The organism is Chengkuizengella sp. SCS-71B, assembly GCF_040100845.1.
Lineage (GTDB): Bacteria > Bacillota > Bacilli > Paenibacillales > KCTC-33759 > Chengkuizengella.
Map to the genome: position 1 here is coordinate 1,280,461 of NZ_JAZHSH010000001.1, position 20,500 is coordinate 1,300,960.

Here is a 20,500-nt window from a genome sequence, read left to right on the forward strand (position 1 = left end):
TACATTGACAATGTTTATTAAATCTACCTATTATATGATAAAGAGAATACTAGAGATTTAAATCAAAGATAATTTGAAAACGTTAACATTTTGAGTGTTTTTTGGAATTTATAGCAAGAAACAACAAGGGGTTTTCATATGAGGAAAAAGAGCTTATTAACTAAATTGGTTTTGTTCGGATGTATATTAAGTATTATGCCTGTTTTATTTGTTGGAACCTTCTCTTATATCCAGTCATCTAAACAAGTTCAAAAGCAAATTAACTTTAGTGAAGTTCAATATATAAAACAACTTAATTTAAATATTGAACAAATATTTGTTACCTTAAATCTTACTTTAAATAATTTAATTAATTCTACTGTTATGGAACAAGCCCTTCAAAGTGAGATGAATTATAAAGAGTTTCAACTCTACAATAACTTAAGAAAAGAAATTAGCCACCTTCAATCTTTTGATTCGAAAGTTTCTGATGTTGTTATTTTGAGTAAACAAGAGGATTGGCTCGTCAAAAACTCTGGTTTATATCGTTTAAAAAGCCACGATGATTTTGATAAGTACATGAATTTCTTTGAGTTGAATTCTAATTCCGAATGGGTATTACTAAAATCACAGGATTTTTCAGACAACTTTTTTAATGCAAATTGCGAATACTCTATTAGTTTAGTGAAAAAATTACCAGCTAGAGTAACAAATAAAGATGGATTAGCTTTTGCACATATTCCTACTTGTAGCATTTCTGAAATCATTACTAAAGAACGTGAATTTGATAAAGTGATGATTATAGATGGAAGTAATCGCATTTTAGTACATGAGGATCAAGAGATGATTGGTAAAACGTTGATAGAAACCCCTTATTTTACTGATGAAATTGAATTTAATGAGAATTCAGGACAATTCCAAGTCACTGTAGAAAATCATCATAATACAGTAACGTATTATAAATCAGATTTTAATGGATGGATATATCTTTCTATTGTATCTCTAGACAATATGACCGTTGAATCCAAAAAAATAGGTTGGTTTACTTTATATATATGTGGTTCTATTATTATGATTTCTATTCTATTTGTATGGTTAACGACTAGAAAACTGTACTTACCAATTGGCAGGTTAATTCAATTTGTTCAGGAACGTTTGCCTATTGAAAATGAAAAACCGCAAGGTGAGCTTCAATACATTCAAAAATATATGCAGGAGTTGTTTTCCTCAAATTCAAAATTAGAAGATGAAGTTCGAGATCATAAGCAACAGGTTCGGTCACTATTTATAAGCCGGTTATTAACAGGAAATATTCGTGTTTCAGAAATGGAAAATAAACTAGCGTATTTTGGATTACAACAAAGAGTGAATCAATGGAAAAAAATAATGATGTTAACTGTTCAAATCGATACAATTGAAAAAACGCGATACGAAAATAAGGATGTTGATCTATTATACTTTGCAATTTCTAACATCGTAGAGGAGATTATATTAAAGGACAATCGATTGCCTTCAGTGTGGATTGATCAAACTCTAGCAGTCTTAGTTGGATTTGATGCTGAAGATATAAAAATAACTAATGACAAAATCTATGAATTAACTGAAAAATTACAAGGACTTATTCGGGTTTACTTAGATTTATCTGTAAGTATAGGAATCAGCCTAGTATATGAAGATATCAGCTTCGCTCCAAGAGCCTATCAAGAAGGTTTAGAAGCATTAAAACATCGCATAAAATTAGGTACGGGTGTCATTATTCATTATGGCAATGTAAGTTCTACAAATCATTCCATAGTCATTCAATATCCGCAAATTGCTGAAATGGAGCTTTTAGATGCAATTAAACTATCTGATAAAGGAGAAGCTCTTACACAGTTGAACAATTGGATGGACAAAGTATTTAATCAATCACAAACTTTAAATGAATATCAAGTGTATTTGATGAGATTGCTTAACAACATTATGATTATGATGCAAGAAGCTAGTATTCCATATGAACAAATTTATCAACTAAGAACTCCCCCGCATGAGGACTTATTAAAATTACAAGTGAGAGATGATGTAGAAGATTGGTTTAAAAATAAATTATTGCTTCCTCTTATACAGATTTTTGGAGATAGAAGAGACTCCTTATATCATAATTTATCTGAGGAAATGATTGATATGATTCATTCACAATATGATAAGGATTTGACACTAGAAGAATGTGCATCAAAATTACATTACAATGCTAACTACCTGAGTAGTGTTTTTAAAAAAGAAACAAATACCACTTTTAGTGAATATTTATCTAGTTATCGTTTTAGAATTGCTAAGCAATGGTTATTAACTTCAGATATGACAATTAAGGAAGTAGCGGATAGGTTAAAGTATAATAATTCACAAAACTTTATACGATCTTTTAGAAAACAAGAAGGGATGACTCCAGGAGAATACCGTAAAAAGTATAAAGGAAATTAGCATTTATGGGATAATCATTTCCTTAGATTAGTCTGAAAAACCTTTTAAAATGCAGTATTTTAATTAAAACGATCTCAAATATGAGAATGTGATTATATACGAAATGAAAAGAGTGAGATTAAGATGAATATGTAAATAAAAAAATGGAGGTCGAAAAATGAATAAAGTCAAGAAAATTCTTACTCCAATCTGCGTATTAGCATTATCTGTTGGGTTGTTCGCAGGGTGTCAAAGTAATACTCAAGAAGCGGATCCACCACCGAAAGAAAGTGGAAAAGAAAACACAAAAAAAGAAAATAATGAAGAAAAAGTAAAAGATCCAATTAGTATTACTATTATGGCTCCATTAAAAGAGCCTGAGTCTCCACCAGATTTACTATTAAATGAGATTGAAAAGTTAACAAATACTGAATTAGAATATCAATTTTTCCCTGATGAGAATTATGAGGAGAAGTTAAATACTTCTTTAGCTACAGAGAGTTTTCCGCAGGTTGTCTATTTAAAAAATGCTAACTCCTTCTTATTGTTTAAAGAAGCAATACGTGATGAACAGTTTTGGGAACTTGGACCTTACTTAAGCGAATTTAAAAATTTGAGCAGTCTAAAGGAAACTACGTTAAATAATACAAAAGTAGATGGGAAATTATACTCTTTATATGTAGGAAGGCCATTATCGCGTGCTGGAGTTATTTATCGTCAAGATTGGGCTGACAATTTAGGGATAGACTCACCAACAGATGTCGATGAATTATTTGAAATGTTCAGGGCATTTACTGAAGACGATCCAGATGGAAACGGTTTGGACGATACGTTTGGACTTACAGATCGAAACGATCTTGTATACGGAGCGTTTAAAGCAGTTGCTTCTTGGCATGGTGCGCCAAATAACTGGGGAGAAAAAGACGGGCAACTTTTACCTCAGTTCATGTTTGATGAATATATTGATGCTATGGATTATATGAAGAAGGTTCATGAAGCTGGATATATGAATCAGGATTTCCCTGTTACTAGTAAATCAGACCAAAGGAATCTTTTCTATAACGGTACAGCAGGTGTGTATATTGGAACAATGTCTGATGTAAGCACAATTAATAATGAAACAACGAAAAACTTCCCAGATGCAGTAATGGACGTTCAAAACTACATTGAAGGTCCTCATGGAGAGTTTGGTACGTGGTCTGCACCTGGATATGGAAACCTTGTTCTTTTTCCAAAATCATCTGTAAAATCTGAAGAAGAGCTTAAAGATATTCTTGGTTTCTTTGATAAAATGATGACACCAGAGGTTTCAACTTTGATGTACTGGGGAATTGAAGGTGAGCATTATGAAGTAAAGGATGGAAAAGCGTCTGCATTTGCAGATAAAAAAGATCAAATTAAGCGTGAGGTTAAAGCTTTTAAAGACAGTGTGATTGGTGAAGTTCAAACTAGTGGAAGACTAGATGGTTTTTATGAGTTGCCTGCACGTATTAAAGCAGAAGAATTGATTTTAGACAATAACGATTATTTAATATTTGACCCAGCAGCAGCTTTAGATTCCGATACGTATGCAGAAAAAGGCTCTAGACTACTAGATTCAATCAATGATGCAACCTATAATTATATCCTTGGTGAAATTGATCGAGCTGGTTTTGATCAAGTGGTTGAAAATTGGAAGAATAATGGTGGTAACGACATTATAAAAGAAATTAATGAAGCATGGGATGCAATAAATTAATTACATAAACCCCCATGTATTACGAACCTTGCTCTAACGATGAGCAAGGTTCGTTTTAAATTTAAAGATAAGAATGATTAGATTAATGGTTATTTGGTATGTAAGTTTCCTACTAATCATTATCTTTGATTACCTAGAGTACAACCCATAAACCGTTAATATATTAAGGTTTATGGGATCATGATTATAGACGTTATTTCTATTTCTAACGTAAGATTTGCTTAAGTTATAGAATAAATAAGTGGAAAGGAAGTAGGGAATGAGTGAAATTCAGTTAGATAGTGATCTCCATTATAAGCAAGAATCTGTATTGAAGCAGAGAAAAACAAGTTCAGAACGTTGGAGACGAATCAAAAGAAATAAGCTTCTCTATTTAATGATTTTACCAGGTGCTTTATATTTTATTATTTTTAAATATGTACCGATGTATGGCTTGGTCATTGCTTTTCAAGATTACAAACCTTATAAAGGGATATCAGGAAGTGAATGGGTTGGCTTTGAGCATTTTACGACATTATTTAATGATCCTCAATTTTGGCAAATATTTGCGAATACATTGATTTTATTTGGAATGAATCTTCTTTTCTTTTTTCCAATTCCTATTATTTTAGCCCTGATGTTAAATGAAGTACGGCACTCTCTTTATAAACGAACGATTCAAACGTTAGTTTATATTCCACATTTTATGTCTTGGGTTATTATCGTTTCCATTAGTTTTGTTATGTTAACACTCGATGGTGGACTGATTAACGATTTGATCGTATGGATGGGTTTTGAAAAAATAAATTTCTTATTAAGTCAAGAATGGTTTAGGCCTATGTATGTCCTCCAAGTTATCTGGAGGGAAGCGGGTTGGGGAACGATTATTTATTTAGCTGCAATCGCTTCAATAGACCCTCAATTATATGAAGCTGCTAGAATGGATGGAGCAAGCAGGTTAAGACAGATTTGGCACATTACTTTGCCATCTATCCGTAATGTAATTGTTCTTTTACTTATTTTAAAAATAGGTGACATCCTTGAGCTAGGTTTTGAACATGTGTACCTACTTCTCAATTCAGTAAATCGTGAAGTTGCAGAAATATTTGACACCTTTGTATACACAGCCGCATTAAAAAATGGACAGTTTAGTTATGGTACTGCTGTTGGATTTTTTAAATCATTTGTTGGATTGATTATGGTTATAGCAGCGAATAAGCTCGCTAAAAAATTTGGGGATGAAGGATTATATTAATAAGGAGGATTTAACATGGTAGAGGATAAAAAGCTAGGCAGCAGATTATTTCACATTACGAACTATACTTTATTAGGCATCATTGGCTTAATTACAATTCTCCCTTTTATTCATATCATAGCGGGTTCCTTTACAACGACTGCAGAACTTGCACGTAAACCTTTTGTACTTATACCAACAGATTGGAGTTTGGATGCTTATCGTTTCGTGTTTTCTACAGATACGATTTTTAGAGGATTAGCGAATTCGATTGGTATTACTTTATTTGGAACTTTGTTCAGTATGTTTATCAGCTGTTTGATGGCTTATGGATTATCAAGAAGAGATTTAGATGGTCGAAATGTAATCATGTTTTTTGTTGTTTTTACTATGTTGTTCAGTGGTGGAATGATTCCTACTTTTTTAGTTGTAAAACAACTTGGATTAATAGATTCTTATCTTGCGCTCATTATTCCATACACGATTAATGCATTTAATATGATCATTTTAAAAAGTTTTTTCCAAAACTTGCCTGAAGGTCTTGAGGAATCTGCAAAGATTGATGGCTGTACTGATTTCGGTATTTTCTTTCGAATCGTTCTTCCTTTGTCTATGCCTGTACTTGCTACCATTTCTTTATTCTATGCGGTTACTTATTGGAATACGTATTTACCGGCAATCCTTTATTTAAACGATTCAGATAAATGGCCTGTACAGGTAATACTTAGACAGATTGTCGTTCTTGCAACTGGATTAAACGTTGATGATTCAGGATTTGAAGATTCAGCACCACCATCTCAGGCTGTAAAAATGGCGGTCATTGTTATTGCTACTCTACCAGTATTGTTGGTTTATCCTTTCTTGCAGAAGCATTTTGCTAAGGGAGCATTTGTAGGATCCATTAAAGGTTAGGTGTTGTGTTTAGATGAATAACAATCATATGTTTATAGAATTGTTAAGTGAAGTAGACTTCTTATTCGAAGATTTTTTTCTCTGGCTTGCTGGACAATACGATGCTGAAAGCGGTGGGTTTTATTATGCAAAAAGTTCTGTATCAGATGTAAGGTTTAAACCAGATATAGAATCCACAGCACAAGCACTTAATATATTAATTAGAAATGAATTATTAAAGGATATGCCAGCAGTAATTCAAAATAAAATGATTCATTTTTTTCAATCTAAACAGATCCAACAAACAGGCTATTTTTATGATGAAAATGAGGATATGAAAAAAGATGAGGTTATGGTTCATAGAGCGATTAGTTATTCGGCAGGCGCTTTAAGAAAATTAAACAGCAAACCGTTGTATCCACTTCCCTTTCAAGCAAACTCAGCACCTGATTATGTCAAAAGCCCAGAAGCTTATATGGAGAAATGGGAAAGTATTGATATGAGCAACAGTTGGAGAGGTTGTGACCTTTTAGCAAACTCCTGTTTTTATATGTTAGATATGCCTGAAACAGATAGAGAGCCATATATTACAAAGGCCACTCAGTATTTAGAGAAAATACAAGATCCTGTTACGGGGTTATGGGGGCAAGGCAGTTTATATGTAAAAATATCTGGAACGTTTAAACTCCATACCTTTTATAGCAAATTGAATATACAAATGCCAAATACGGATAAGATTTATAAGAGTATTTTACATTGTTTAAGGACAGAGGAAGCGGTGGATATGTGTTATATTCGTAACCCGATCAACTTGTTGTCTTATATGAATGTACAGATTTCGATTGATGAATTAAGAGATATAATTGAAATTTCAGTACAAAATATGAAAAGGTTAAAAAGAAAAGATGGAGCGTTTTCTAGGGAGCTTGAACGTTCCCCATCTGCCCCTAATATAGCTCAAATAAAACATGGGAAATATTATCCGAATATGCCGCCTCCTGTTCATTTAAGTCAAGGTTTGTTAGAAGGAGATATGAATGCTAGCACTCAAGCAGTTTTGATTAGACTTCAACTTTATCAGTTATGTCAATTAAAAGCTCCAAGATTAAATGAACAATTTCCTTTTTATTCGTATATATCATGAAAAAGGGTGTGCAGTTGCTTAAGAAATTCAGTATTCCTCATGAGAAGAAATTTTCTAAGGAGGCAGTTTGGACATTAACGAACCATACCGTATATCAATTTGCGAATTCATTATCTATTATTTTTATTAACTTATACTTGTGGCGCTTGACGAATAGTCTTTTTATTAATGGTTTATTTAATCTTATAACATTAATTTCAGCACCCATCGGTACAATGATAATGGGTAGATTTGCCAAACAAAAAGATCGACTTGTTGTGTACCGCTATGGAATACTGCTTACAGCTATTTTTTATTTATGCATTCTATTCACCCAAGAGAAGATGGTAGATTATTTTTATATTTTTGCTATTTTGAAAGGTATTTCAACTGCTTTTTATTGGCTTGGGTATTTCACCTTAATGTTTGATGTATCCAATAATCAAAATCGCCATCGATATTTAGGCTGGAACTTGATATTAACACATATCGCTACCTTAGTTGGTCCAGTGGCAGCTGGTACGATCATTAGTCAATCTGATGCATTATCTGGATATCCTATCGTTTTTATGATTGCGTTTTCCTTATTTTTAATTGCTGCGATTGGCAGTTTCAAAATGGAGAAAAGCGAATTTCATCATAAAAAGTACTATATGAAATATCTCCCGATGATGCTTAGAAAACGCCCATCACTTATAAAAACATTACTCGGATGGTTTATCATTGGTTTTCCTCAAGGTATTTTAATTTATATTCCATCGATATTATTGTTTGATGTCATTCAAGATGAAGGAATTATTGGAAGCCTAAATGCGATCTTCCTTGCGTTATCTATTTTATCAAGTTATATGATCACTAGATTTGCTAAGTTGGAATTTACAAAAATGTATTTATTGATTGCAGGTTTTGGTTTTACATTTGCCTCTATGTTTGTAGTTTGGGAGCTTTCCATTTATACACTTATTTTGTTCATGTCCATTCACGCTGTGTTTAAACCTTTACAAGCAAATTCATATGCAGCCCATTATTATCAATGGATTGAGAAGTTGCCTTTAAAGCAACATTTCAGAGTTGAGTCTATCGTAATTCGAGAGACTATTATTAATACGGGGAGAGCATTAGGGGTTTTTATTATTATGATGTTATCTCAGGAATTAAATTCGGTTTCGCTCCCTTGGATACTTTGTTTTGTATTGATGTTTCAGTTGATCATTCCAAGCTTAGTGGATGGACCCTATTTTAAAAAAGGAGTGGATTTTCATGCTAAAGACAGGCGTTTGGGAGGAAGTTGATGAGGGGGTTTCGAGAAAAATACATCCTCCAGGAAAACACATCATGATGATGGAAGTTCGTTTTCAAAAAGGAGCTGTAGGAGCCCTGCACAGTCATCCACATGAACAATACACGTATTGTTTAAAAGGGAAGATGGAGTTTACGATTGATGGTGAAAAAAAAGTACTGCAACAAGGGGATACTCTTCATATACCTTCAAATGCTTTACACGGTGTCATTGCACTTGAATCAAGTATTTTATTAGATACCTTTTATCCATTAAGAGAGGATCTATTAGAGCTAGAAAATGATTAAAAAGGAGGCAGGATGATGTCATTTTTTAATATTATAGATTATGGAGCCAAAGGGGACCGTGCTTCGGATAATACTGAAGCAATTGCTGCAGCCCTTGAAGATTGTTCTTCTATGGGAGGCGGCACGGTTTATATCCCCGCGGGTACTTTTTTAACAGGTCCAATTACACTTCGCAGTCATATTACGTTGTTTATAGAAGCTGGTGCTAAACTACTTTTCAAAGATGATTTTAATCAATATCCTCCTGTAAAAACTAGGTGGTCTGGTTATGAGTGTTATGGTTACCACCCTTTAATATATGGTTATGGTTTGACAAATGTAACCATCAAAGGCGGTGGAATTATTGATGGACAAGGAGAAGCTTGGTGGAAGGTGAATCGAAAACTGCGTAAAAAAGAAAAATACGTATCAGAACGAACGAAAGAAATTGCCGAGTTAAATCGAAGTTTAACAGATTCTGTACATAACAATATCGTGGAATGGGAATCTCAGTTTTTCAGACCTCCTTTGCTGCAATTGATGCATTGTGAACAAGTGACATTGGAAGGTGTAACATTACAGAATTCTCCGTTTTGGAATACTCATTTGGTGTATTGTGACAATGTTAATGTACATGGTGTTAATTTCAAAAACCCTTCAAATACTCCTAATGGGGATGGTTTTGATATCGATTCATGTTCAAATGTAAGAGTATCAGATTGTCATTTTGATGTAGGTGACGATTGCCTTTGTTTAAAATCAGGAATTAATGAAGACGGAAGAAGGGTAGGGAGGCCTACAGAGAACATTACCATTACTAACTGTACAATGCTGCATGGTCACGGTGGAGTTGTATTTGGTAGTGAAAACTCAGGAGGAATTCAAAACGTTACTGTTTCAAATTGTGTCTTCATTGGCACAGATCGTGGCATCCGTATAAAAACGAATCGTGCGCGAGGCAGTTATATACAGAATATATTAGTGAACAACATTTATATGGAGGATGTATTTTGCCCATTTGCGATTAATTCCTTTTACAGGCATGGGGTGGATGATAGAGATCCAAATATGAACAACCCCAATGCTATTGAAGTTACTGAAAAAACCCCTCGAATAAAACATATCCAAGTAAAAAATGTAACTGCAAAAAAATGTCGCGCTGCAGCTGGCTTTATTTACGGTTTACCAGAAATGCCAGTTGAGGAAGTTACACTATCTCATGTAAATATTGAAATGACTAAAGATCCTAATGAAGTTGGAGGTGAACCTGACATGGTGAAAGAGAAAAAAGTCATGGCAGGTGCGGGGATTTATGGAAAACATATTCAGGATTTAGTGTTGGATCATGTTCGGGTTGAAACTAGACAGGGAGAAGCGTTAGTACTTGAACAGAGTTCACAGATCGAGCTAAATCATTTTTCTATGAAAAATAAACATGACCAAACTTCTGTTGTTAGCTTAAATCATGTTCACGATATATATATTGATGGGAAGGATGCACTTTGTGCAGAGAAAGCAGATTATCTACAATATGATGCGAATACTTGTAAGCAACTTATATATTGTGGTGAAAAGTTATAAGATTACAATATATAGGACTATCTTTTATTAGAAGTTGAAGACCGAATGATAAGTTCAGGATCTAAGGAAATAACATTTGGTATTTCCTTTTTTTCTGAAAGTAGTAATAGTTGTTTAGTGATATAATCTGCAATTGTCATTAATGGGACTCCTACAGCCGTGACTGGAATATTAAGCTCAGCCATTTGTGGTATATGGTCATAACTAATGATTGAAAGTTCATCTGGTATATTTATATTGAGTTCGTTCACGGCTCTTAAGAGTCCCCGTGTGATATCATAACTTCCGCAAATGACCGCTGTTGGGCGCTCAGACTCATTTAATAAAGCTTTTTTTGCAGAAGAATATCCGCTATATAAATCCATATTGTTTGTTCTTATTAACATATGATCTTTAACTGTTATTCCAAAACTGTTCATTGTTTTGATAAAACCTTCAACCTTCTGTTCCTGTAAAGGATCTTTTGTTGAAACATCTCCAATATAAGTAATGTGCTCATGTCCTAAGTGAATGAGGTGCTCAACTGCAAGTGATATGGCTTTTCCACGGTTTGCATCAACGGTTGGATAAATTTGATGATCTGAAATACCGTAATATAATAGTGGAACATTTGAAATTGGTGCTGTGTTTATAAAAGTACCTTCTAAATCATCAAAAACGAGAATGGCATCAACTTGAATGCGATTAAACGCTTCAATCGCAGATTCAACTTTGTTAATGGACAGTAAGGTTGTATAGGAATATTTTTCAAGTCTTATATTGATTTGAGTAATTAAAGCAGAAAGAGTAACTCTTTCTACTGAAGGCCAAACGACCCCAATGGTCCACATTTTTTTAGAGACTAAACTTCTAGCTAAGTTATTAGGTTGATAACCCATTTCTTTTGCAACATTTAAAATTTTCTTTTTCGTTTTTTCTGTAACTAACGGGCTGTTTCTCAGCGCTTTTGATACTGTTGAAAAACTAACCCCTGCTTGCTTAGCAACATCTTTTATCGTAACTGACATATTTAAATCTCCTTATATAGAGCATGTTCAAGAAGTTCTCAAACCCAAATTTTTGAACAAGCATTTCATTTTTGTGAAATATTGAACTAATGAAAAATATGATACAGAAATTATTATATAAAATAATGTAAGAAATTAAAATAACAACGTTGTAATCTAATGCTAAAAATCTAAAATTGTAAAATAATCTTTAGTTAAGATGGCTTATGAGGAGTAATAATCCTTATGTTTGACATAGTTCTAAGCAAATGATTGTAGGCGTTATATGCTTTCTATGAGTATAATCAATTTCTAAACCTATTAGAGGTTGTTCAAAAATCCACTTTTGTTAAATAAGGAGGAATCAACGAGTCATGATGAAAAAAATCTGTACAATTGTTTTAGTTCATTTTATGGCAGCATTTACGGTGTTAACGGCTATTTCTACTCCAATTAGTTTAGTTAATGCGGAAGAGGGTACTGAAGAGATTGTTGTTGTAAATGCTAACTTTAATGAAGATATGGTTGGCGGTGCTCCATCAGGTTTTGATGTCTCAGAAGGAGGGGGTACAGTTACTGTTGTTGAAACAGATGCATCTAATCGTAGTGTATTTCTAGATGACACTAGTGATTCAACCAATGTATCACTAAGTACAAACTTTGAAGCATTGGGGGATCAGGTAACTGTAGACATGAAATTCATGCAGCCAGCATATACGAGTTCCACTAAGGTTGCTAGATTAAAAGGTAAAGGTCAAGCTGCTGTCATTATTGAAACGAAAAAGGTGAATGATGTAAATAGCATTACTTATCGCCATTCAGGTGATACATACGAACCATTGATTTCGGTGGAAAATGGTGTTTGGTACGATATTCAAATCGTATCAGATCTAACTGAACAGGCAGCAGATGTATACATCAATGGTGAACTTAAAATTGAAAATGCACCATTTTATAAAACTGCAGAACAAATTGATTTTTTTGAAAGTTTTACACCTAATAGCAGTACAAAAGGACATCAAGTAGATGATATTGTAATTAAAGGTTTTCCTGCAGGTTCAGATAATGGAGGTGGGAATAATGGAGGAAATCCACCTTCAGATGAGGGGATATATGAGGCTGAACATGCAATAGGTTCAGGTACAATCGTAGATAACAAACATCCTGGTTACACAGGTGAGGGATTCGTTGATTTTAATCCAAATCAACCTGGAGGATATTTAGAATGGACAGTTGAAGTTGCTGCAACAGATGAATATAATCTAGGTTTCAGATATTCACATGGTAAAGATGATAACAGACCAGCAGAAATTCAAGTGAATGGTGAAGTTGTTGAAACTGCCCTTGGGTTTCCTTCAACAGGTGATTTTACAAATTATAAATATGTTGGTGTTAATGTAGAATTGGATGCAGGGCAGCATGTTATTCGCTTGACAGGAACAGGTCCTGACGGTGGGGCAAATATCGATCATTTACGTGTTATTGATGCTGATTTAGTGGATGAAGAAGAACCAGATATTGTAACCGAAGAAGTTGGACTATCTGAACTATTGGACGAAGTAATGATAACAAAATTGATAGAAGAGAAGGTCCTATTACAAGGAGAAAGAGATTTAACACAGAATATTACAAGAGTAGAGTTTATGGCACTAATTAATAATTTGTTCGGTTTTTCTTCTGAGGAAACCTATAAAGGAATTGAAGTAAAAGAACAAGTTTGGGAAGTTTCCACTGAAGAATGGGCAGCTTATGTATTAGAAACAGCACAGGATGCCGGTTATATTAATAGTTATAAAGACGGAGAGATCAAACCAGATCAGTCTATCACTAGAAAAGAATTAGCAGCGATCATTAATCATTTGCTAGAATTAAACGAAAATTCACAATCAGATCAAAGTGATGCCTCTATCGGTATTCTCATTTCAGAAGGGATCATGGTACCTCAATCAGGTGGAGCGTTTGGAGCGAATAAACCATTATCCTATCAAGAAGCGTTAGAAATTATAAGTAGAGTTGCTGAGAGATTGATTGAACCTTATGAAGAGACAATTGTTGTGAACGCAGATTTTAATGCAGACGTATTGGGAAGTGCTCCTGCTGGTTTTGAGGTTGATACAGCAGGTGGTACAGTGACAGTAGTGGAAACGGATGCAATGAATTATAGTGTGTTTTTAGATGATACGAGTGATTCAACCAATGTAGATTTAAGAACTAATTTTGAAGCGTTAGGACATAAGGTTACCTTAGACATGAAATTTATGCAGCCATCCTATACGAGTTCTACGAAAGTTGTTAGATTAAAGGGTGATGGAGATGTTGCTGTTGTACTAGAAACGAAAAAGGTAAACGATGTGAATAGTATTTCATATCGTCATTCAGATGATTCACATGAACCTTTAATAGCAGCTGAAAGTGGTGTTTGGTACGATATTCAAGTGGTTGCAAATATAGGGACTCAAACAGCAGATGTATTCATCAATGGTGAATTGAAAATTGAAAATGCTCCATTTTATAAATCAGCTGAGCAAATTGACTACTTTGAAAGCTATTCGCCAAATAGCAGCACAAAAGGTCATGTTGTAGATGACATTGTCATAAAAGGAACATTAGTATCTGAACTGCAAGAACCTGATTATGTGCATATTGCCAGAGCAGAAGCGATTTCAGATGAATTAGTATTAGTAGCTTTGAATGGAACTTTTGAGAACTTTGATGTACAGGATATTAAACTTAGTACTTCTACGGCTAGTTGGAGCAGTCTTTATAATGTGTTAGATCATAACTTAGCTGTTGATAAAGCAGCTGTTACGGAAGATCGATTTGGCAACACTCTTCTTGTCCTTCATACGTTAGATAAATTAGGTGAGGGAGCCACTTATTTTGAAGAAGAAAACCGAAGTTACACAGGGGATCTGGATGCAGCAAAATTACAAGCAGATCATTTAATAACGTGGCAGATGGATCATGGCGGTTGGACAAAAAGCATGGAGGATAAATATATTCGACCATGGGACGGTGTAGAAAAACGTTCTACACAATTGGGTCCAGATGGTGAAACGGAATTAGGGAGTATAGATAATGATGCTACGGTGAAACAAATCCGATTCATTTCTGAAGTGTTTAGAGAAACGAATGCAGATCAATATAAACAAAGTGTATTAAAGGGAATAGATTTCTTGTTGACGATGCAGTATGAAACAGGAGGTTTCCCTCAGGTTTACCCTAAACGTGGAAATGATGGGGAAGCGATTCAATACTCTAATGATGTAACCTTTAATGATGATGCGATGGTGAATGTATTGGAGTTATTTGATGATATTCTGAATGAACAATATCCTTTTGATACAGGAATTGTAGATGAAGAAGTTAAAATGCAATTGCAATCTTCTCTAGATGCTGCGATTGATTATATTTTAAAATCACAAATTGAAGTGGGCGGTAAACTAACGGCTTGGTGTGCTCAGCATGATCCGTTCACCTATGAGCCTACGGGTGCCCGTACTTATGAACATCCATCTATTTCTGGTTCAGAGTCGGTTGGTGTTGTAAAGTTTCTAATGTCTATTGACAATCCAAGTGATGAAGTAAGAAATGCTGTGAAAAGTGCGTTAGAATGGTTTGATGAAGTGAAACTTGAAGGTATTCGTTATATCAGTGCGGACCCGAATGGTGAATATTTTGTAGAGGATCCTAACTCAGTTGCTTGGTACAGATTTTATGACCTTGAAACGATGGAGCCTATTTTCTCTGGACGTGATGGTGTGATCAAACGTACAATTCAAGAAATAGAACAGGAAAGAAGAGATGGATATTCATGGGGAGGCAGTTACGCTAAATCCCTATTGGAAACAGCCAAAACGACAGGTTATTACGTAGGCAAGGTATATGCACGAGTAAATGCAACAGAATCTGTTGATATGAATGGAAGAAAACTAAAAGATGAAGAAATTAAACAAGTGACAGATGGAATGTAGTATATACCCGACTTAAATAATCCTAGAAGATGGTTTGGTATTCATTTCTAGATAAATTAGCTCCTCCTATGGGGGAGGAGCTTTCATATTTTTTCAATTTAATAGGAGGTAGATTTATGTCTATAGAAGTGAGACACGCGAGTCATCCAGAGGATGTGAAACGTTTTGATACGAATAAATTAAGAGAGCGTTTTCTAATTGAGGATTTATTTGCGAGTGATCAAGTAAATATGGTATATAGCCATTATGATCGTATGATTATTGGTGGTGCTCTACCAGTTGATAAAACACTAACTTTAGATGAAAAAGATACTTTAAAAACAGAATTTTTTCTTGAAAGACGTGAAATCGGATTTATTAATATTGGCGGTCCAGCAGTAATAGAGGTAGATGGTGAGAGTTATGAACTATCACGCTTGGATGCTCTCTACGTAGGTAGAGGGAAGGAGCAGTTGAAATTGAGCAGTGTTGATTCGAATCAACCAGCAAAATTATATTTTTGCTCATGTCCTGCTCATGAGAAGCTTCCAGTACAAAAGGCAGCGATAGAAAATGCAAATCCTTTGAACTTAGGTTCTAAAGATGCGTGTAACGAACGGACCATTTATCAATATATTCATGAAGGCGGATTGAAAAGCTGTCAATTAATGCTCGGTTTAACGATTTTAAAATCAGGAAGCATATGGAATACAATGCCTGCACATATTCATGATCGGAGAATGGAAGCCTATTTGTATTTTGATCTGGAAGAACAGGCAAGAGTGTTGCATTTAATGGGAGAACCGAATGAAACTCGTCATATTATTGTAAAAAACGAACAGGCTGTTATATCTCCAAGCTGGTCTATCCATTCTGGTTCAGGCACTAGCAATTATTCTTTCATTTGGGCAATGGCTGGTGAAAATTATACATTTAAAGATATGGATATGATTAATATAGAAGATTTAAAGTAATCGCAAGAAACATTAAGAGGGGAATGAGGTGTTAACTTAAATGGTTACTTATGATTTGACGGGTAAAACCGCGATGGTTACAGGTGCGGGTCGCGGTTTAGGAAAGGCGATGGCGATCGGTATGGCACAAGCTGGGGCAGATGTTGTACTTTTGACGAACAGAACTCCAGCAGAGGCAGTAAAACAGGAAATTGAAAATTTAGGTGTAAAGGCATCCATCGTTGTAGCTGATTTGGGGGACAAAGAAAAAACAGAAATTGCAGCAAAAGAAGCGATAGCTGCATTTGGAAAAGTAGATATTTTGATTAATAATGCTGGCATTATCCGTAGAGCACCTGCAGCAGAACATGCTTATGAAGATTGGGAAGCTGTAATGAATGCAAACACGAATTCTATTTTCATATTAAGTCAAGTACTTGGTAGAGAGATGATAGAGAGAGGGTACGGAAAAATCATCAATATCGCTTCTATGCTTTCTTTCCAAGGAGGCATTACAGTTCCAGGATATACTGCAAGTAAACATGCAGTAGCTGGTTTGACCAAAGCGCTTTCAAATGAATGGGCATCTAAAGGGGTACAAGTCAATGCTATTGCCCCAGGATATATGAGTACGGATAATACAGAGGCATTACGAAGTGATGAAAATCGAAATCGTCAAATTTTAGAAAGAATTCCTGCAGGTCGATGGGGAACTCCAGAAGACCTTGTAGGTGCAGCGCTTTTTCTCGCATCTTCAGCTTCCGATTATGTGAATGGTCATATCCTTTGTGTAGATGGTGGTTGGATGAATAGGTAAAGGAGGGTAAATCTATGCGATTGGTTCGTGTAGGCATCATAGGTTTAGGATTGATGGGTATTCGTTATGCTAAGTATTTTAAGGAAGGTAAAGTTGAGGGCGCTATTTTATCTGCAGTAGTAACTTCTCGTAAGGAGCGAATGGATTGGGTAAAAGAAACATTTACAAATAAAGTGGATATTTACAGCAATTTAGATGACTTGATTACTAGTGGAAATGTAGATGCTCTTATCATTGCTACTCCTCATTATCATCATCCTGCTGCGGCTATACAAGCCTTCCATGCTGGATACCATGTGTTAATCGAAAAACCTGCTGGTGTCTATACGAAGCAAGTAAGAGAGATGAATGAAGCAGCTGCAAATTCGGGAAAAGTTTTTAGTATTATGTACAATCAACGCACGAATCCTCTATATATAAAATTAAGGGATCTAATTGAGTCGGGAGAACTTGGAGAAATCTATCGAACGAATTGGATAGTTACAAATTGGTATCGAACACAAAGTTATTATGATGCTGTCTCTTGGAGAGCAAGTTGGGCTACTGATGGTGGCGGTGTACTTATGAATCAGAGTCCTCATCAGCTTGATTTATGGCAATGGACAACGGGGATGATGCCTAAAAGGATACGTGCATTTTGTCATTTTGGTAAATATCACAATATTGAAGTTGAAGATGATGTCACAGTCTATGTCGAATATGAAAATGGAGCTACAGGCGTTTTTATTACTAGCACTGGTGAAGCTCCAGGGACAAATCGTTATGAGCTTTCCGGTACACTCGGAAAAATTGTGATTGAAGACAATAAACTATCCTTCTGGCGTCTGCGAGAACCTATCCATGAATTTAATGAACGTTATAAAGATGGAGGGTTTAAAAAACCAGAGTGCTGGGAATGTGAGGTTCCAACTCAAGGTGAAATCAAGGATGGTCATTTAGAAGTGATTCTAGATTGGATAGATACGATAAGAAATGGAACCCCTTTACTGTCCCCAGGGGAAGAAGGAATGAAGGGTTTGACATTGGCCAATGCCATGTTATTATCCACCTGGACTGATAATTGGGTTGAACTTCCTATGGATGAGGATTTATTTTATGAGTATTTAATACAAAAAATTCAAAGCTCTGACAGGAGTGATCGTCATGGCAAAACGCATTAAGTTTAGCTTAATTGGCGGGGGGTTTCGTGCACAATTTTACTTAAGAATAGCTCAGGCCTTGCCAGATCAGTTTATTGTATCGGGAATGGTTGTTAGAGATGAGATAAAAGGAAGGCAATTGGAGGTTCAGTGGAACGTAGTTACTTATCGATCAATTGATGAATTGCTTCAAAATGAAAACCCAGATTTTGCAGTGTTGTGTGTGAGTAGAATGGCTAGTCCAAGCTATCTATTTGATTTAGCGAATCGAGAAATTCCTGTACTTGCGGAAACACCTCCTGCACCTGATTTCGATGGTTTATTAGCATTGACAGATCTAATGGAGCGTGGAGCAAAGATTCAGGTCGCAGAACAATATGTTTTTCAACCGATGCATGCTGCTTATTTAAAAGTTGTAGAGTCCAGAAGGCTAGGGGATGTAAACGAAGCGACTGTTTCTGTTTCTCATGCTTATCATGGAATGAGCTTGATTCGTAAAATGTTAGGAATTGGTTGTGAGGAGGCGCAAATTCAAGCGATGCGTTTTCAATCTCCTTGGGTATCTGGCCCCAATCGAAAGGGTATTCCTGAAGCAGAAAAAATTGTGATGTCTAGAAGAGATATCGCATGGATCAGATTTGGCGATAAATTAGGAATTTATGATTTCACAAAAGATCAACATAGATCTTGGATTCGCTCTAATTCTATTTCTTTGCGCGGGGTGCGTGGGGAGATATTTGATCAACGATTAAATGTACTTGAAGATTATAAAACACCGCTTTATTTGGATTTTAAAAGAATAAACAAAGGTGAAGAAGGAAATTTAGAAGGATATTTTCTAGAGGGAATTTTGGCTGGGGAAAGATGGGTATATAAAAATCCATTTGCTCCAGCCCGATTATTTGATGACGAGATTGCGATTGCTGATTGTTTAATAAAAATGGCTGACTATATCTCAGGAGGACCTAGCTTCTACAGCTTATCTGAAGCAGCTCAGGATCATTATTTAGGGCTGTTAGTTGAGAAAGCGATTGAGACTGAAAGTATTGTAACTTCAGAGAATCAACCTTGGCATGAGTTTATGAATAAATAAAAATATGTAGAACTTTATGTAGAGGAGGTAAATGATGAATAAGCAGTTAGAGGTAGTCACCTTTGGCGAGAGCATGGGGTTGTTTACCCCTCCAATGGACAAAACTTTAGAATCAGCAAAACAGTATTTTCGTTCATTTGGTGGAGCGGAAAGTAACGTTGCTATCGGGTTAGCTAGACTAGGGCATTCTGTTGGATGGTTTTCACGGTTAGGCCAAGATCCAATAGGTGTATCTATTTTGAAAACCTTAAGAGGTGAAAATGTAGATGTAACTAGAGTTCAGTTAAGTGAAGGCGTTTCGACAGGTTTTATGATGCGGCACATTAAAACAGGAAGAGTAGAAGTGTTTTATAATCGAAAATCATCAGCAGCAAGTATGATGAAACCAGAAGATGTGGATGAGCAATATATAAAACAGGCTCAAATATTACACATTACTGGGATTACACCTTCTCTTAGTTCATCATGTCGTGAAACGGTTTATTATGCTGTCAATATTGCAAAGCAGAACGGGATAAAGATTTGTTTTGATCCTAATTTAAGATTAAAGCTATGGAGCATAGAAGAGGCTCGCTCAACATTGATGCCGCTTATAGAAAAAGCAGATTATTTCCTGCCAGGATTAGAAGAGCTAGAGCTATTATTTGAGACTAAGGATTGGGATGTTATTCAAGATAAGTTAAAGCATTTAAAAGCTACATCGATTGTAAAAGGGGGCAAAGGAATTAATTATGTTGTTTCTAAGGATGGAACAAGCGAAGTATTGTATGAATTAGCCGATAATGTAGTTGATGCCATTGGTGCTGGAGATGCATTTTGTGCTGGTTTTTTATCAGGTGTATTAAATGGATTATCTCCATGCAAAGCGGTGGAAAGAGCTCATTTAAATGCATCTGTTGTCATTCAAGATCATGGTGACTGGGAGCCATTACCTGAAGCTAAAACAATAGATCAGTTGATATCAAAACAACAATTTGTAGAGAGATAGATATCCCAAAAAGTGAACCAAATTCATAAAGAAATGAAGTG

General features: G+C 35.2%; 15 protein-coding genes. 14 read left to right on the forward strand and 1 reads right to left on the reverse strand.

Translation table 11 applies throughout. The features are described from left to right. Window positions 1–138 precede the first annotated feature (138 nt). From VQL36_RS06400 to VQL36_RS06435, 8 genes are all read left to right on the forward strand, one after another. On the forward strand, window positions 139–2,439 hold the full coding sequence (locus VQL36_RS06400; protein WP_349248511.1) for a helix-turn-helix domain-containing protein: 2,301 nt from the start codon (window positions 139–141) through the stop codon (window positions 2,437–2,439). A gap of 157 nt (window positions 2,440–2,596) precedes the next feature. Next, window positions 2,597–4,156, forward strand: a complete 1,560-nt coding sequence (locus tag VQL36_RS06405) for an extracellular solute-binding protein (protein ID WP_349248512.1) — start codon at window positions 2,597–2,599, stop codon at window positions 4,154–4,156. Window positions 4,157–4,415: 259 nt separating this feature from the next. Continuing rightward, complete coding sequence (locus tag VQL36_RS06410) at window positions 4,416–5,390, forward strand: sugar ABC transporter permease (protein WP_349248513.1); 975 nt, start codon at window positions 4,416–4,418, stop codon at window positions 5,388–5,390. Window positions 5,391–5,405: 15 nt separating this feature from the next. Next, entirely contained in the window at window positions 5,406–6,281 is an 876-nt protein-coding gene (locus tag VQL36_RS06415; protein WP_349248514.1) for a carbohydrate ABC transporter permease, read from the forward strand. A 13-nt stretch (window positions 6,282–6,294) separates the two neighbouring features. Next, a complete protein-coding gene (locus tag VQL36_RS06420; protein ID WP_349248515.1) occupies window positions 6,295–7,404 on the forward strand; it encodes a hypothetical protein in 1,110 nt (369 codons plus the stop codon). After that, window positions 7,401–8,675: an MFS transporter gene (locus tag VQL36_RS06425; protein WP_349248516.1), complete on the forward strand. Its 1,275-nt coding sequence runs from the start codon at window positions 7,401–7,403 to the stop codon at window positions 8,673–8,675. The genes VQL36_RS06420 and VQL36_RS06425 overlap by 4 nt, the downstream gene beginning before the upstream one ends. After that, window positions 8,644–8,970, forward strand: a complete 327-nt coding sequence (locus tag VQL36_RS06430) for a cupin domain-containing protein (RefSeq protein WP_349248517.1) — start codon at window positions 8,644–8,646, stop codon at window positions 8,968–8,970. Before VQL36_RS06425 ends, VQL36_RS06430 begins: the two co-directional genes overlap by 32 nt. A gap of 15 nt (window positions 8,971–8,985) precedes the next feature. Next, window positions 8,986–10,530 (forward strand): glycoside hydrolase family 28 protein, encoded by a 1,545-nt coding sequence (locus VQL36_RS06435; protein WP_349248518.1) that lies wholly within the window; start codon window positions 8,986–8,988, stop codon window positions 10,528–10,530. Window positions 10,531–10,547: 17 nt separating this feature from the next. Here VQL36_RS06435 and VQL36_RS06440 read toward each other — a convergent pair whose 3' ends face one another. After that, on the reverse strand, window positions 10,548–11,537 hold the full coding sequence (locus tag VQL36_RS06440) for a LacI family DNA-binding transcriptional regulator (protein WP_349248519.1): 990 nt from the start codon (window positions 11,535–11,537) through the stop codon (window positions 10,548–10,550). A 353-nt stretch (window positions 11,538–11,890) separates the two neighbouring features. Between VQL36_RS06440 and pelA the strand changes: the two genes are divergently transcribed. The 6 genes from pelA (at window position 11,891) to VQL36_RS06470 (ending at window position 20,459) form a co-directional block, all read left to right on the forward strand. Further along, window positions 11,891–15,490, forward strand: coding sequence for a pectate lyase (gene pelA / locus VQL36_RS06445; protein ID WP_349248520.1), 3,600 nt, complete (start codon window positions 11,891–11,893; stop codon window positions 15,488–15,490). A gap of 122 nt (window positions 15,491–15,612) precedes the next feature. Then, a complete protein-coding gene (kduI, locus tag VQL36_RS06450; RefSeq protein ID WP_349251136.1) occupies window positions 15,613–16,443 on the forward strand; it encodes a 5-dehydro-4-deoxy-D-glucuronate isomerase in 831 nt (276 codons plus the stop codon). Between the two features lie 40 nt (window positions 16,444–16,483). After that, window positions 16,484–17,239: a 2-dehydro-3-deoxy-D-gluconate 5-dehydrogenase KduD gene (kduD, locus tag VQL36_RS06455; protein ID WP_349248521.1), complete on the forward strand. Its 756-nt coding sequence runs from the start codon at window positions 16,484–16,486 to the stop codon at window positions 17,237–17,239. Between the two features lie 14 nt (window positions 17,240–17,253). Beyond that, window positions 17,254–18,399 carry a Gfo/Idh/MocA family oxidoreductase gene (locus tag VQL36_RS06460; RefSeq protein WP_349248522.1) on the forward strand — a complete coding sequence of 382 codons (1,146 nt, stop codon included), beginning with the start codon at window positions 17,254–17,256 and terminating at the stop codon, window positions 18,397–18,399. Then, window positions 18,383–19,471 carry a Gfo/Idh/MocA family protein gene (locus VQL36_RS06465; protein WP_349248523.1) on the forward strand — a complete coding sequence of 363 codons (1,089 nt, stop codon included), beginning with the start codon at window positions 18,383–18,385 and terminating at the stop codon, window positions 19,469–19,471. The genes VQL36_RS06460 and VQL36_RS06465 overlap by 17 nt, the downstream gene beginning before the upstream one ends. Window positions 19,472–19,505: 34 nt before the next feature. Next, window positions 19,506–20,459 (forward strand): sugar kinase, encoded by a 954-nt coding sequence (locus VQL36_RS06470; RefSeq protein WP_349248524.1) that lies wholly within the window; start codon window positions 19,506–19,508, stop codon window positions 20,457–20,459. Window positions 20,460–20,500: the final 41 nt, after the last annotated feature.

Excerpts from the sequence above, each read along its gene's own strand:
- VQL36_RS06430 (WP_349248517.1), top strand. The coding sequence starts at position 8,644 with ATGCTAAAGACAGGCGTTTGGGAGGAAGTTGATGAGGGGGTTTCGAGA.
- kduD (WP_349248521.1), top strand. The coding sequence starts at position 16,484 with ATGGTTACTTATGATTTGACGGGTAAAACCGCGATGGTTACAGGTGCG.
- VQL36_RS06460 (WP_349248522.1), top strand. The coding sequence starts at position 17,254 with ATGCGATTGGTTCGTGTAGGCATCATAGGTTTAGGATTGATGGGTATT.
- VQL36_RS06420 (WP_349248515.1), top strand. The coding sequence starts at position 6,295 with ATGAATAACAATCATATGTTTATAGAATTGTTAAGTGAAGTAGACTTC.
- VQL36_RS06400 (WP_349248511.1), top strand. The coding sequence starts at position 139 with ATGAGGAAAAAGAGCTTATTAACTAAATTGGTTTTGTTCGGATGTATA.
- VQL36_RS06470 (WP_349248524.1), top strand. The coding sequence starts at position 19,506 with ATGAATAAGCAGTTAGAGGTAGTCACCTTTGGCGAGAGCATGGGGTTG.
- VQL36_RS06415 (WP_349248514.1), top strand. The coding sequence starts at position 5,406 with ATGGTAGAGGATAAAAAGCTAGGCAGCAGATTATTTCACATTACGAAC.
- VQL36_RS06425 (WP_349248516.1), top strand. The coding sequence starts at position 7,401 with ATGAAAAAGGGTGTGCAGTTGCTTAAGAAATTCAGTATTCCTCATGAG.
- VQL36_RS06465 (WP_349248523.1), top strand. The coding sequence starts at position 18,383 with ATGGCAAAACGCATTAAGTTTAGCTTAATTGGCGGGGGGTTTCGTGCA.
- VQL36_RS06440 (WP_349248519.1), bottom strand. The coding sequence starts at position 11,537 with ATGTCAGTTACGATAAAAGATGTTGCTAAGCAAGCAGGGGTTAGTTTT.
- VQL36_RS06405 (WP_349248512.1), top strand. The coding sequence starts at position 2,597 with ATGAATAAAGTCAAGAAAATTCTTACTCCAATCTGCGTATTAGCATTA.
- pelA (WP_349248520.1), top strand. The coding sequence starts at position 11,891 with ATGATGAAAAAAATCTGTACAATTGTTTTAGTTCATTTTATGGCAGCA.
- VQL36_RS06410 (WP_349248513.1), top strand. The coding sequence starts at position 4,416 with ATGAGTGAAATTCAGTTAGATAGTGATCTCCATTATAAGCAAGAATCT.
- VQL36_RS06435 (WP_349248518.1), top strand. The coding sequence starts at position 8,986 with ATGTCATTTTTTAATATTATAGATTATGGAGCCAAAGGGGACCGTGCT.